Here is a 12,689-nt window from a genome sequence, read left to right on the forward strand (position 1 = left end):
ACGCGGGCGTGCGAAGGGCCGGCAGAGGCACACCGACCAGGGGATCACCAGCCTAACCAGGGGCGACCCGGACCGCATCGGACGTGCGGTCCGGGTCGCCCCGGCGGAGCCCGGTCAGGCGATGTCGCGGCGGCGCATGGTGACCAGCGCCGCGCCGAGGGCGGCCACCAGCCCGACGGCGAGCAGGATCGAGGCGTGCTGCCAGGTCAGGTCGAGGGTGTCCGGCTTGCACTCCCCGTAGTAGGTGGCGTTGCAGGCCTCGTAGTCCTCCAGGGTGACCTTCTTCTGCATCCAGGCCAGCGCGTACGTCGGCAGCAGCCATGCCTCGATGAACCGGGTCCCGGCCATCGACAGCAGGATGCCGACGCCGAACTGGCCGACCACGGCGAGCCCGATCGCCCCGCCGAGGGCCATCGCGGTGTGCCGGCCGAGCGAGGCGAGCGCGAACCCGATGGTCGCCGCGACCACGATCAGCACCAGCCCGCGCAGCCCGGTCAGCGCGAACGACTGCCACGTCCCGCCGGTCATCTTCGCGGTGCTGCCGCGCAGCGTGCCGACCAGCCAGAACCCGGCGGTCCAGACCGCGGCGGCGGCCACGGTCAGGGCGACCAGCCCGGTCAGCAGCGCCGCCAGCTTGGTCAGCAGCACGGTGAGCCGCCGGGGCCGCCAGAGCAGCAGGTTCATCATCCCGCCGGAGCTCCACTCGGCGCCGACGAAGGAGGCGCCGACCACGAACCCGATCACCGCCAGGATCGCGGTGAACGTGACGATCATTTCCTCGAAGCTGCCGCGGAAGTTGAACGTCGACGGCAGGAACCACTCCGCCTGGATGCTCTCCCGCGGCGGCCCCTCGATCATCGCGCAGTCCGGCGGGTACCGGCCCTCCGACTGCTCCTGGCCGGACGCCTTGGCCTGCACGCAGGCCGTCCGTTCCTGCTCGGCCCAGCGCGCCTGCTCCTGGTACTGCTGCTCGGCCTGGCGCTGCGCGGCGGCCTGCTGGTCGGCGCCGATCTTCTGGTTGGTGAAGAAGACCCCGACGAGCACCGCCCCGAGGACCAGCAGGCCGAGCAGCGTCGCCCAGCGGGTGAAGCGCCGCTTGCCCAGCCGGCGTAGCTCCGTGCGATAGAGGCTCATGCGCCCCAACCTCCTCCGACGGCGCCGGGCTGACCCGCGCCGCCGACCTTCGTGGACTCGTCGACCTGGCGGTGCTGCCCCGGCACGGGGGCGGTCGCGGTCAGCTCCAGGAAGACGCTCTCCAGGTCGACCGTGACCGGGGCCAACTCGCTGACGTAGAGACCCTGATCGGCGAGCAGCCGGCTCACCATGGCCGGCTTGTCGACCCCGGCGAGCATCAGGTGGTCGGGCTGGGCGGTCACCGCCACGCCCGCCCGGGTCAGCGCGTCGGCCGCCCTCGGCAGGTCGGTGGCCGCCTCCAGACGGACCCGCACCGCGCCGCCGGAGTGCTCGGCGAGCACCTCGTCGACCGGGCCGAACGCGACCCGCCGGCCGAGCGAGATGATGGTGACCGAGTCGCAGATGAGCTGGATCTCGCCGAGGATGTGGCTGGACAGCACCACGGTCATCCCCGAGGCCGCCAGATCGCGCGTGAGGGTGCGCATCTCCCGGATGCCGCCCGGGTCGAGGCCGTTGGCCGGCTCGTCCAGGATCAGCAGCTTCGGCTTCTTGAGCAGGGCCGAGGCGACCGCGAGCCGCTGCTTCATGCCCAGCGAGTACGTCTTGACCCGCTCGCCGGCCCGGTCCCGCAGGCCGACCAGCTCCAGCACCTCGTCGACCCGGTTCTGCGGCACCTCGCCGGCCCCGGCGAGCAGCGACAGCGTGTCGCGGGCGGAGAAGTGCGGGAAGAACTGCGGGCTCTCCACGATCGCGCCGACCTGGCTGGCCACGGCGGACAGCGCGGACGGCACCTCCTGACCGAGGATCGCCATCCGGCCGCCGTTGGGCCGGATCAGGCCGAGCAGGGTACGCAGGGTGGTGGTCTTCCCCGACCCGTTGGGGCCGAGGAAGCCGTGCACCTGGCCCTGCTCGACCAGCATGTCGAAGCCGTCCAGGGCGTGTCGCACGCCCCGGCGTCGGCTCTTGTACGTCTTACGTAGACCTTCTATTTCCAGGACAGCCGGCAAAGCTGCGCCTCCCCCGATAGCTACAGGTGACGAGGCACACCATACGCGGTATACACCGGCCCGCAATACCCGGTATGCAGTTCGGCGTGTCGGCCGCTCAGGCGCAGATCACGTGCACGCCCGCCGCCCGGAACGCGTCGACCAGCCCGGCATCCGCGCCAGAGTCGGTCACCAGCGTCTCCACCCGGTCGACCGGGCAGATCCGGGCGAACGCGTGCCCGCCCAGCTTGGACGAGTCCGCGATGATCACCACCCGCTTCGCCCGGGCCACCATCAGGTTGTTCATCGCCGCCTCGCCCTCGTGGTGGGCGGCGGCACCGAGCTGCGGGTCGATCGCGTCCACCCCGAGCAGGGCCACGTCCAGGGTGACCTCGCGCAGCAGCGCCCCGCCCAGCGGGCCGACCAGCTCGAACGACTTGGGCCGGACCACCCCGCCGGCCACCACCACCTTCATCCGGGACCGGACCAGCAGCTCGTTGGCGATGTTGAGCGCGTTGGTGACCACGGTGAGCTGGGCGCCCTCGGCGTTGGTGTTCAGGTCCGGCCGGACGGCCAGCGCCCGGGCCACCTCCGTGCTGGTGGTGCCGCCGTTGAGGCCGACCACGGTGCCCGGGGAGACCAGCGCGGCGGCGGCGGCGCCGATCCGCTGCTTCTCGGCCGAGTGCTTGGCGGTCTTGTAGCGCAGCGGCAGGTCGTAGGAGACGCCGTTGGCCACCGCGCCACCCCGGGTCCGGGTGATCATCTGCTGCTGGGCGAGCTGGTCGAAGTCGCGCCGGATGGTGGCCTGGGAGACGTCCAGCCGCCCTGCGGCATCCTCGACGCTCACCCGGCCGTTGTCAGTGAGCATCTCCAGCAGCGCGTTCCATCGGGCGTACCGGTCCACCGCGGGTGCCTCCACCGAATCTGCACGAAGGGTGATTGATTGCGTGCACAGTAGTGCGCGAAACTACGTAGGTGCAAAACTTCGCCCTGCGCGATCGGGCAGCCGGTTGCCAGGGTCGCGGTGTCTCGCGCAGAATAACGCGCGAAAGACGGCCATATTGCGCCGTATTGCGCACGGCCTCCCGGCGAGGAGTTCTCATGGCGTTCGTCCACGCGGAGATCGCGAGTCAGCCCGACTGTTGGCGGGAGGCTGCGCTGCTGGCCCCCACGGTCGCCGAGCACCTGCCGCGCCCCGGGGAGCGGGTCGCCATCGTCGGCTGCGGCACGTCGTGGTTCATGGCGACTGCATACGCCGGGCTGCGTGAGGCCGCCGGCCACGGCGAGACCGACGCCTTCCAGGCGTCCGAGTTCCCGCCCGGCCGCCGCTACGACCGGCTGATCGCCATCACCCGCTCCGGCACCACCACCGAGGTGCTGGAGTTGCTCGCCGCGCTGCGCGGCCAACTCCCCACCACCGTCATCGTCGGCGACCCCGGCTCCCCGGCCGTCGAGTTCGCCTCCGCCGCCATCACCATGCCGTTCGCCGACGAACGCTCGGTCGTGCAGACCCGGTTCGCGACCACCGCGCTGGCCCTGCTCCGCGCCCACCTCGGCCACAACCTCGCCGCGCTCTCCGCCGATGCCGAGGTCACCGTCCGGGCCCCGCTGCCGATCGAACCGGCCCAGGTCGAGCAGGTCACCTTCCTCGGCCGGGGCTGGACGGTCGGCCTGGCCCAGGAGGCCGCACTGAAGTGCCGCGAGACGGCCACCTTCTGGGCCGAGGCGTACCCGGCCATGGACTACCGGCACGGCCCGATCTCGATCGCCGCCCCGGGCCGGCTGGTCTGGGCGTTCGGCGACATCCCCGAGGGGCTGGCCGAGGACGTCGCAGCCACCGGGGCCGCCTTCGTGCACAGCCGTACCCACGGCTGCCACACCGTGCTCACGAGCTGGGCGGCCGGGCGCACCCCGGTCGACCCGATGGCCGACCTGATCCTCGCCCAACGCTTCGCCGTCGCCCTGGCCACCAGCCGCGGCCTCGACCCGGACGCGCCCCGGCACCTGAGCCGCTCCGTGGTGCTCACGTGAGCCCAGTCGACGTCGTCGTCGCGCTGGACGTGGGCGGCACCGGGATGAAGTGCGCCCTGGTCAGCCGGGACGGCGGCGCCCTGCGCGCCGAGCGCCACCCCACCGACGCGGGCCGGGGCCCGGACGCGGTGGTCGACACCATCCTGGACGTCGCCGAGGGACTGGCCGGCAAGGCGCGGGCCGACGGGTTCGAGCCGGTCGCGCTCGGCATCGCCGTCCCCGGCGTCGTCGACGAGGCCGCCGGGGTGGCGGTGTGGTCGGCGAACGTCGGCTTCCGGGACGTACCGCTGCGGGACCTGGCGGTGGCGCGGCTCGGGCTGCCCACGGCGCTCGGCCACGACGTGCGCGCCGGTGGCCTGGCCGAGGCCCGGCTCGGCGCGGGCCGGGGCACCGGGCACGTGCTGTTCGTGGCGATCGGCACCGGCATCGCCGCCGCGCACGTGGTCGACGGGTCGGCCGCCACCGGCGCGCACGGCGCCGCCGGGGAGATCGGCCACATCCTGGTACGCCCCGGCGGCCCGCGCTGTGGCTGCGGCCGGCCAGGCTGCCTGGAGGCGGTCGCCTCGGCCTCGGCGATCGCCCGCCGGTACGCCGAGCTGACCGGCGTCCCCGCGACCGCCGCCGAGGTGGCCGACCGGGCCGCAGCAGGCGAGCCGGCGGCGACCCGGGTCTGGGCGGAGGCCGTCGAGGCGCTGGCCGACGGCCTCGCCTCCGGCCAGTCCCTGTTCGACGTGGAGACTGTCGTGGTGGGCGGCGGCCTGGCCCAGGCCGGGCCCCTCCTGTTCGACCCGCTGCGCGCGGCGCTGCACGAGCGGATGACCTTCCACCGGGAGCCGCGTCTCGTCGCGGCGGCCCTCGGCGACGAGGCCGGCTGCCTCGGCGCCGCCCTGCTCGCCCTCGACAGTCTGGAGAAGTGATGGCGCTTCGGGTGAACGGCAAGGTGGTGACCCCGACCGGCGTGGTCCGGCAGGGCTGCGTGGAGCTGGACGGCGACCGGATCACCGCCGTCGCCGAGTATCCGTCCGCGCGCGACGGGCACTGGATCGTGCCGGGCTTCGTGGACATGCACACCCACGGCGGGGGCGGGCACACGTTCACCACCGGCGACGCCGACTCCGCCCGGCAGGCGGCATCCTTCCACCTGGGACACGGCACCACCACGCTGCTGGCCAGCCTGGTCAGCTCACCGTACGAGCTGATGCGCGACGCCACCGCCGCGTTCCGGCCGCTCGTCGAGGAGGGCGTGCTGGCCGGCGTCCACTTCGAGGGGCCGTACCTCTCCTCGGCCCGGTGCGGCGCGCAGAACCCGGAGTTCCTTCGCGACCCGTCCACCGACGAGCTGGCCGCGCTGATCGAGCTGGGCGGCGGCGCGGTCCGGATGGTCACCCTGGCCCCGGAGCGGGACGGCGCGCTGGAGGCGATCAAGCTGCTCACCGCCCACCGGGTGGTCGCCGCGGTCGGCCACACCGACGCCACGTACGACCAGACCCGGGCCGCGGTGGCGGCCGGCGCGAGCGTCGGCACTCACCTGTTCAACGGCATGCGCCCGGTGCACCACCGCGAGCCGGGCCCGGTGGTGGCCCTGCTGGACGCCCCGAGCGTGGTCTGCGAGCTGGTCGCCGACGGGGTGCACCTGCACGACGGGATGCTCACCTTCGCCACCTCGACCGCCGGCCCGGAGCGGGCCGCCCTGATCACCGACGCGATGGCCGCCGCCGGCATGCCCGACGGCGAGTACGAGCTGGGCGGCCAGACCGTCACCGTGGCCGACGGGGTGGCCCGGCTGGCCCGGGACGGCGCGATCGCCGGCAGCACCCTCACCATGGACGCCGCCCTGCGGCACGCCGTGCACGCCGGCATCCCGATGGCGGACGCCTGCCGGATGGTGGCCACCACCCCGGCCCGGGCCATCGGCCTCGGCGACCGGGTCGGCGCGCTCCAGGTCGGCCTCCGCGCCGACCTGGTCGTCCTCGACGACGACCTGAACGTGGTCCGGGTGATGAAGGGCGGCTCCTGGGTGGAGTGATGCCGCCCCGGGGCCGGCGGGGTCGGGAACGGCGGGGTCGGGAACGGCGGTTCGGGGACGGTGAGTCGGGGACGGTAGGTCAGGGCTGGCCCTGACCCGGCGCGGTCCCTTTGGAGCTGCCCCGTCCATGCGCCCACGCCCGACGCATGGCCCGGTTCGGTCCCGTCCACGCGCCCGCGCCCGACGGGCACGGTTCGGCCGCGTCCACGCGCCCACGGGCATGGCCCGGTTCGGTCCCGTCCACGCTGCCCCGTTTATGCGGACAGCTCCAAAGGGGGCCGAACTGGCATACCCGCTGGACAAGGTGACGCGCCCCAGCGACACCTCGCCGGTGCGGAACGCCCCGGGCAGGTGTCGCGGCCCGGCGGGCGCTCAGCCGAAGGCGTCGACCTCGACGCCGAGGACGGCCTGCTCGTCGGGGCGGTGCACCAGCACGTCGGACAGGAACGACTGCACCGCCGGGCCCATGCCGACGTCCCGGCCGGCCCGCTCCGACAGCAGCCACTTGTGCTCGATGATCTGCGCGAACAGCTCCTGCGGCTCCAACTTGCGGCGCAGGTGCGCCGGCACCGCCCGGACCACCGGCTCGAACACCTCGGTCAGCCAGCGGTGGGCGGCCTGCTGCTCGTCGGACAGGTCGCTCTCCGCCCGGTACGCGTCCAGGTCGTTGAGGAGCCTGCGGGCCTGGTTCTCCTCGGCGTCCAGGCCGGTCAGCCGCAGCAGCCGGCGGTGGTGGTGGCCGGCGTCGACCACCTTGGGCCGAACCAGGTAGCGCCCGTCGGCGATGGTCGACAGGGCCACCTCGGCCACGTCGAAGCCAAGCTCGTTGAGGCGGCGGATCCGGCCCTCGATGTCGTGCCGGGCCTCCCGCTCGATCTGCTGCTCGTAGGTGATCTCGTGCCAGAGCCGCTCGTAGCGCTGCACGACCTCCTCGCAGACCACCTCGGGGTCGATGGACTCGTGCAGCAGCCCGGCCGCCTGGAGGTCGAGCGCCTCGCCGAAGATGTTCACCTGGGCGATCTCCAGGTCCTCGCCCCGCTGGCCGTTGGACAGGGTGTTGTGCAGCGCCCCGGTCTCGGCGTCGACGAGGTAGGCGGCAAACGCGCCGGCGTCCCGGCGGAACAGGGTGTTGGACAGCGAGCAGTCGCCCCAGAAGAAGCCGGTCAGGTGCATCCGGACGATCAGGGCGGCCAGCGCGTCGAGCAGCCGGCCCATCGTCTCCGGGCGCAGGGTGTGCGAGAACAACGCCCGGTAGGGCAGCGAGAACTGGAGGTGCCGGGTGATCAGCACCGGGTCCAGCGGCTCCCCGGCATCGGTCTGCCGGTCGGCGACGATGGCCACCGCCTCGACCGACGGGAAGTCGATCCGCTCCAGCGCCCGGAGCAGGTCGTACTCCCGCTCGGCGACCCGCTCGCCGGTCTCCTTGACGGCGTAGACGTACCCGCCGAACCGGACGAACCGGACGATGTGCCGAGAGATGCCCTGCGGCAGCGCCACCAGGTGCTCGGCAGGCCACTTCTCCAGCGGGGTCGACCAGGGGAGGTCGAGCAACGCCGGGTCCACAAGGGCAGAGGTGATCCGCACGCCGACAAGCATGCCGGGTAACCCGGCCGAGCGCCTCCCTTCGTGGCTCGGCCCACAGCCGCCGGGCGGCGGGCCGGTAGCGTGGTCGCGTGCGGGAAACCCAAGCGGTACGGCGGAAAGCCCAGCTCCGGCCCGTACGGCCGGCGGGCTGGTGGTGGGACGCGCTGCTGGTCGCCGCCCTGGTCGGCCTGACGGCGGCGCTCGCCGCCGACCGGCTGTTCGGCGTCGACCGGGCGGTGGCCGACTGGGCCGAGGCGCACCGGCCCACGGCGGCGTACTGGGTCGCGGTCGTGTTCAACTACCTGGGCCAGGGCAGCCCGCTGACCCTGATCGCGCTGGGCATGGGGGTGCTGCTGGCGGTCCGGGCGCGGTCGGTGCGGCCGGTGCTGCCGCCGGTGCTCGCCTTCCTGCTCACGAGCTTCACCATCGGCCCCCTGAAGGTGTGGACCGCGCGGCCCGCGCCGAGCGCCGACGTCAAGGAGCCGTTCCTGCCCGCCGAGGCGACCCTGCCACTGTTCCAGCACGACCTGCCGGTGCGGTTCGCCCAGTCCTACCCGTCGGGGCACGTCGCCAACGCGATCGTCTGGTACGGCGTCATCGCGCTGCTGCTGGCGCCGCTGCTGGCCACCTTCAACCGGAGTGTCCCGCCGTCACTGGTCACCGTGGTCCGGGCGGTGCCGCCGGTGGTCGTGTTCTGCACCACCACGTACCTGGGCTGGCACTGGCTGACCGACTCGGTCGCCGGGCTGCTGCTCGGGCTGTTCCTCGACCGGCTGCTGCGCCGGGTGCCGTGGGACGACGTTCCGCTGCCCGGACGGCTGGGCGCCTGGAACCGGCCCGCGCTGTTCACCGGGTACGGCGTCCGCCGCCGAGGGCGCTGATCAGGCAGTCTCGCGCGGGTGGCCGACGCCGGCGTTCATTCCCCGCTCGCCCGGGGCGGAGGCGGGCCGGCGGGCGCGTCGGGCGGGTGCTCCGGCGGGGGCGGTGTGGTCTCGCGTAGCAGGGCGGTCAGCCCGGCCCGGCGGGCCACCACGGTCAGCCGGTCGCCGGCGGTGACCACCAGGCGGGGATCGGCCGACCAGTCCGCCTTCAGCCCGGCGCGGGTGTGCGCGAGCAGGCGTACCTCGCCGGGGTGGGCCACGGCGGAGAGCGGGCGGCCGTCCAGCGGCGAACCGGCGGCCACCGGCACCTCGGTGACCAGCAGCGCGTGCCGGCCCACCGGGATGGTGGCGATCACCGCCCGGTCCAGCAGGGCGGCGGCGAACGAGGGCGCGGCCAGGTACGACACGCTGCGCGAGATGCCGATCCCGAACGCCTTCTGGATGCGCTCGGCGAAGTCGCCGTCGAACAGCCGCAGCACCACCCGCAGGTCCGGGTTGAGCCCCCGACCGTTCAGCGCGGCCCGCAGGTTGACCCCGTCGTCGGTGGAGGCCACGACGAGCGCCTGGCAGGTCTCCACGGAGGCGGACCGCAGCGTCTCCTCCAGCGCCGCGTCGCCGACCAACACGGGCACCCCGAGCCGGTGGGCCAGCGCGGCGCCCCGCGCGTCCGGGGTCCGGTCGATGGCCACCACCTCGATGCCGAAGTCGTGCAGCTGGGCCATCACCCGGGTGCCGATGTTGCCCAGCCCGACGACCACCACGTGCCCGGACCGGTCGGGCTGGATCCGCCCGGCGTGCAGGGCCAGCCGGGCGTTGACGATCCCGTCGACCACCACGGCGGTGATCAGCGGGATCAGCGCCAGCCCGGCCAGGTTGAGCACCACCTGCATGACCTGCGCGGCGACGGGCTTGGTGACGTCCGGATCCTCGCCCGTGAGCGTGGTGACCAGGGTGAGGTAGAGCGCGTCGGCCCAGTTGACCCCGGCCGCGCGGGAGTTGAGCCAGCCCAGCGCGGCGATGACCGCGAGCAGCACCAGCACCGCGATGCCGATCTTGCGGGTGGCGAAGCTGCGGACCGCGCGGAGCAGCACCGCGACCGGCTGGCGACGGCGCCGGGCACGGACCAGCCTGCGGGCGGCCAACTCGGTGCCGGGCGGCTGGCCGGTCGCCTCGGCGAGCACCACGTCGGCGGTCGCCTCGTCGGCGGGCAGCACCCGGGGCCGGGACGGGTCGCCGGTGTCGGCCACCCCGCACACCACGTCCTGCGGGCGGACGTCGGTGCGGCGGGCCACGTAGAGGGTGCGTCCGCCGTGTCGGAAGTGTGTCGGGGCGACCTCGCCGAGCGCGGCGGCCACGAACGCGGGGGCGGCCATCGACGCGTCGGAGAGCACCGCCGAGTCGGGGAAGAGTTGCCGCACCCCGTTGGCCAGGCTGGTGTTGAACATGCGCACCACCAGCCGCAGCCGGGGCTCCACCTCCTGGGCGCAGAGCGCGGCGTGCATGTTGCCGACGTCGTCCTGGTGCAGCAGGGCCAGCCCGGCCGCGCCGGCGAGCCCGGCTCGGCGGAACGTCGCCTCGTCGAGCCGGTCCGCCCGGACGACCTGGATGCCGTCGACGTCCCGGCCGTCCGGGCCCTCGGAGCGGCGCCGCTCGGGCACCACGAGGGTGATCCGGATCCGGCCGGTGTCCAGCTCGGTGGCGAGCAGCGCCCGCACCACCCAGTACGCCAGCGGGTCCGACCCGCAGACGACGTAGTGCGGGCGGTTCTCCCCGTTCATCCGCAGTCGCCACCCGGTGGCGCGACGCGCGCGATCACGCAGGGGCTCCGCCATGCGCCGAATCGTAGTCAGCCGACGGGCGACCGCGCAGCCCCACACGATCATGAACGAATGTCGCGGCCCGGTACGGGTAGAGCAGCGGCATGCAGACGTTCCTGCCGTACGCGGACTTCCTGGCCAGCGCCCGGACGCTGGACCAGCGGCGGCTGGGCAAGCAGCGGGTGGAGGCCATCCAGGTGCTGCGCGGGCTGACCTGGCCGGGGTACGGCTGGCGCAACCACCCGGCGGTCAAGATGTGGGCCGGGTACGAGGAGGCGCTGGTCCGTTACGGCCTGGACGTCTGCGCGGTGTGGTGCGAGCCGGGCCGGGCCGACACCTGCGCGGCGACGCTGGCCACCGACCTCGCCGCCGCCTGCGGCGTCGCCACCGTGCGCACCCAGGAGGTGCTGGCGCAGGCCGGTGAGCTGCCGCCCTGGCTGGGCCGCGACGACCTGCACCGCAGCCACCGCTCCTCACTGCTGCGCAAGGACCCGGAGCACTACCGTCCGTTCTTCGACGACGTCGGGCCCGACCTGGAGTACGTCTGGCCCGCCTCCGACCGCGAGCCGCACTGCCGCCCGTCGTGAGCGGAAGCCCTCGCCGGCCACCCCGCGTCGGAAGCGGCCCCTGCCCCGCCCCTCGGGCAGACTGAGTCGCATGGCGCTGTCGCGGCTGGTGGGCCGGTTCATCGGCGTACGGGAACACGTGGTGGACCCGGGCGGCGGTGCCGCCCCGCGCGTGCCGCGCCCGGTCGAGGCCGTGGTGGTCGGCGGCGGGATCGCCGGCATGTCGGCGGCGGTGGTGCTCGCCGAGCGCGGGGTGCGGGTGGCCGTGCTGGAGGCCGCGCCGACCCTCGGCGGCCGGTTGGGCGCGTGGCCGGAGCCGCTGGCCGACGGCACCCAGGTGAACGAGCACGGCTTCCACGCGTTCTTCCGGCAGTACTACAACTGGCGGTCGATCCTGCGCCGGATCGACCCGGGGCTGGCGTTCCTCAGGCCGGTTCCCGGGTACCCGGTCCTGAGCGCCGAGTGGCCGACGGAGGAGTTCGGCAGGCTGCCGCCGGCCCCGCCGGCGAACCTGCTCGCCCTGCTGCTGCGCAGCCCGAGCCTGCGCCTGGCCGACCTGCGCGGGATGGACCGGGACGCCGCGCTGCCGCTGCTCACCTACGACCCGGTGCGCACGTACGCCGAGTTCGATGGCGCCACCGCCGACGAACTGCTCACCTCGCTGCGACTGCCGGACCGGGCCCGGGCGATGCTGTTCGAGGTCTTCTCCCACTCGTTCTTCAACCACGAGGCGGAGATGTCGGCCGCCGAGATGATCGCCCAGTTCCACTTCTACCTGCTCGGAAACCCTGAGGGGTTGACCTTCGACTGCCCGGACGCGGACTACGCCACCGCGATCTGGCAGCCGCTGACCCGGCACGTGGAGAAACACGGCGGACGGGTGGTCACCGGGGCAGCCGCGACCCGGCTGGACCGGGGCCCGGACGGTTGGCGGGTGACCACCGCCGACGGCACGTCGTACCAGGCGGGGCACGTGGTGCTGGCCGTCGACCCACCGGCGCTGGCCCTGCTGGTGGGCGCCTCACCGGTGCTCGCCGGCGCCGCCCCGGAGCTGGTGGCGGCCATGCCCGCGTTCGGCGCCCCCGGCCCGCCGTACGCGGTGGCGCGGTACTGGTGCGACGGGGACGTCGACGCAGGGCGGGCGGTGTTCAGCGGGGTGTCCCGGCAGCCCACGCTGGACTCGGTGACCCTGTACCACCGGCTGGAGGACGAGTCGCGCCGCTGGGCGGAGCGCACCGGCGGCTCGGTGGTGGAGCTGCACGCGTACGCCTGCGACGAGGGGGTGCCGGCCGAGGAGCTGGCCGAGCGGATGCGGGTCGAGCTGGTCGCGCTCTGGCCGGAGGCGGCCCGGCTGCGGGTGCGTGAGCTGCGCGCCCGGGTGGAGGCGCGGGCCCCGGCGTTCACCCCGGGCGGTCACGCGTGGCGGCCGGGCGTGCACACCGGCGCCGACGGGCTCTACCTGGCCGGCGACGGCATCCGGACCGACTTCCCGAGCGCGCTGATGGAGCGGTCGGCGGCGACCGGGATCATCGCGGCGAACCACGTCCTGCGGGCCGAGGGGGCGGCGGCCGAGCCCGTCCGCTCGATCCGCCCACGCGGCCTGCTCGCGCGGCGACGGTCGCAAAAGCCCTGATTCACCACAAACTGCCGCAAATCTGATCTAT

At 74.1% G+C, this 12,689-nt stretch carries 11 protein-coding genes; 6 read left to right on the forward strand and 5 right to left on the reverse strand.

Features of this window, described 5'->3' with window-relative positions; all coding sequences use genetic code 11:
* Positions 1 to 114: 114 nt before the first annotated feature.
* From ACQPZO_RS28460 to ACQPZO_RS28470, 3 genes are all read right to left on the reverse strand, one after another.
* Entirely contained in the window at positions 115 to 1,134 is a 1,020-nt protein-coding gene (locus ACQPZO_RS28460) for an ABC transporter permease subunit (RefSeq protein ID WP_433345004.1), read from the reverse strand.
* Complete coding sequence (locus tag ACQPZO_RS28465) at positions 1,131 to 2,054, reverse strand: ATP-binding cassette domain-containing protein (RefSeq protein WP_433351313.1); 924 nt, start codon at positions 2,052 to 2,054, stop codon at positions 1,131 to 1,133. The genes ACQPZO_RS28460 and ACQPZO_RS28465 overlap by 4 nt, the downstream gene beginning before the upstream one ends.
* 184 nt (positions 2,055 to 2,238) lie before the next feature.
* Positions 2,239 to 3,024 (reverse strand): DeoR/GlpR family DNA-binding transcription regulator, encoded by a 786-nt coding sequence (locus ACQPZO_RS28470; RefSeq protein WP_350881641.1) that lies wholly within the window; start codon positions 3,022 to 3,024, stop codon positions 2,239 to 2,241.
* Positions 3,025 to 3,221: 197 nt separating this feature from the next.
* Between ACQPZO_RS28470 and ACQPZO_RS28475 the strand changes: the two genes are divergently transcribed.
* Genes ACQPZO_RS28475 through nagA form a run of 3 tightly spaced genes read left to right on the forward strand, consistent with a single transcriptional unit; the run spans position 3,222 to position 6,177 of the window.
* Positions 3,222 to 4,151 carry an SIS domain-containing protein gene (locus ACQPZO_RS28475; RefSeq protein ID WP_433345006.1) on the forward strand — a complete coding sequence of 310 codons (930 nt, stop codon included), beginning with the start codon at positions 3,222 to 3,224 and terminating at the stop codon, positions 4,149 to 4,151.
* A gap of 44 nt (positions 4,152 to 4,195) precedes the next feature.
* A complete protein-coding gene (locus tag ACQPZO_RS28480; RefSeq protein WP_433351315.1) occupies positions 4,196 to 5,068 on the forward strand; it encodes an ROK family protein in 873 nt (290 codons plus the stop codon).
* Positions 5,068 to 6,177, forward strand: a complete 1,110-nt coding sequence (gene nagA, locus ACQPZO_RS28485; RefSeq protein ID WP_433345009.1) for an N-acetylglucosamine-6-phosphate deacetylase — start codon at positions 5,068 to 5,070, stop codon at positions 6,175 to 6,177. The genes ACQPZO_RS28480 and nagA overlap by 1 nt, the downstream gene beginning before the upstream one ends.
* 372 nt (positions 6,178 to 6,549) lie before the next feature.
* On the opposite strand, the gene ACQPZO_RS28490 is transcribed toward nagA, so the two are convergent.
* Positions 6,550 to 7,773 (reverse strand): DUF4032 domain-containing protein, encoded by a 1,224-nt coding sequence (locus ACQPZO_RS28490; RefSeq protein WP_433345011.1) that lies wholly within the window; start codon positions 7,771 to 7,773, stop codon positions 6,550 to 6,552.
* Between the two features lie 77 nt (positions 7,774 to 7,850).
* Here ACQPZO_RS28490 and ACQPZO_RS28495 point away from each other — a divergent pair, with 77 nt between their 5' ends.
* On the forward strand, positions 7,851 to 8,642 hold the full coding sequence (locus ACQPZO_RS28495) for a phosphatase PAP2 family protein (RefSeq protein WP_433345013.1): 792 nt from the start codon (positions 7,851 to 7,853) through the stop codon (positions 8,640 to 8,642).
* 35 nt (positions 8,643 to 8,677) lie between these two features.
* Here ACQPZO_RS28495 and ACQPZO_RS28500 read toward each other — a convergent pair whose 3' ends face one another.
* On the reverse strand, positions 8,678 to 10,474 hold the full coding sequence (locus tag ACQPZO_RS28500; RefSeq protein ID WP_433345015.1) for a potassium channel family protein: 1,797 nt from the start codon (positions 10,472 to 10,474) through the stop codon (positions 8,678 to 8,680).
* Positions 10,475 to 10,563: 89 nt separating this feature from the next.
* On the opposite strand from ACQPZO_RS28500, the gene ACQPZO_RS28505 reads away from it, so the two are divergent.
* A complete protein-coding gene (locus tag ACQPZO_RS28505; RefSeq protein ID WP_433345017.1) occupies positions 10,564 to 11,046 on the forward strand; it encodes an MSMEG_6728 family protein in 483 nt (160 codons plus the stop codon).
* Between the two features lie 70 nt (positions 11,047 to 11,116).
* A complete protein-coding gene (locus ACQPZO_RS28510) occupies positions 11,117 to 12,658 on the forward strand; it encodes an FAD-dependent oxidoreductase (RefSeq protein ID WP_433345019.1) in 1,542 nt (513 codons plus the stop codon).
* The last annotated feature ends 31 nt before the right edge of the window (positions 12,659 to 12,689 follow it).

The sequence above is a fragment of the Micromonospora sp. CA-111912 genome (genome assembly GCF_050948415.1).
In the GTDB taxonomy this organism is placed as follows: Bacteria; Actinomycetota; Actinomycetes; order Mycobacteriales; family Micromonosporaceae; genus Micromonospora.

What these genes read in the sequence shown, in the direction of transcription:
- ACQPZO_RS28460 (WP_433345004.1), bottom strand. Translation starts at nt 1,134, where the DNA reads ATGAGCCTCTATCGCACGGAGCTACGCCGGCTGGGCAAGCGGCGCTTC.
- ACQPZO_RS28465 (WP_433351313.1), bottom strand. Translation starts at nt 2,054, where the DNA reads ATGCTGGTCGAGCAGGGCCAGGTGCACGGCTTCCTCGGCCCCAACGGG.
- ACQPZO_RS28475 (WP_433345006.1), top strand. Translation starts at nt 3,222, where the DNA reads ATGGCGTTCGTCCACGCGGAGATCGCGAGTCAGCCCGACTGTTGGCGG.
- ACQPZO_RS28480 (WP_433351315.1), top strand. Translation starts at nt 4,196, where the DNA reads ATGAAGTGCGCCCTGGTCAGCCGGGACGGCGGCGCCCTGCGCGCCGAG.
- nagA (WP_433345009.1), top strand. Translation starts at nt 5,068, where the DNA reads ATGGCGCTTCGGGTGAACGGCAAGGTGGTGACCCCGACCGGCGTGGTC.
- ACQPZO_RS28490 (WP_433345011.1), bottom strand. Translation starts at nt 7,773, where the DNA reads ATGCTTGTCGGCGTGCGGATCACCTCTGCCCTTGTGGACCCGGCGTTG.
- ACQPZO_RS28500 (WP_433345015.1), bottom strand. Translation starts at nt 10,474, where the DNA reads ATGGCGGAGCCCCTGCGTGATCGCGCGCGTCGCGCCACCGGGTGGCGA.
- ACQPZO_RS28505 (WP_433345017.1), top strand. Translation starts at nt 10,564, where the DNA reads ATGCAGACGTTCCTGCCGTACGCGGACTTCCTGGCCAGCGCCCGGACG.
- ACQPZO_RS28510 (WP_433345019.1), top strand. Translation starts at nt 11,117, where the DNA reads ATGGCGCTGTCGCGGCTGGTGGGCCGGTTCATCGGCGTACGGGAACAC.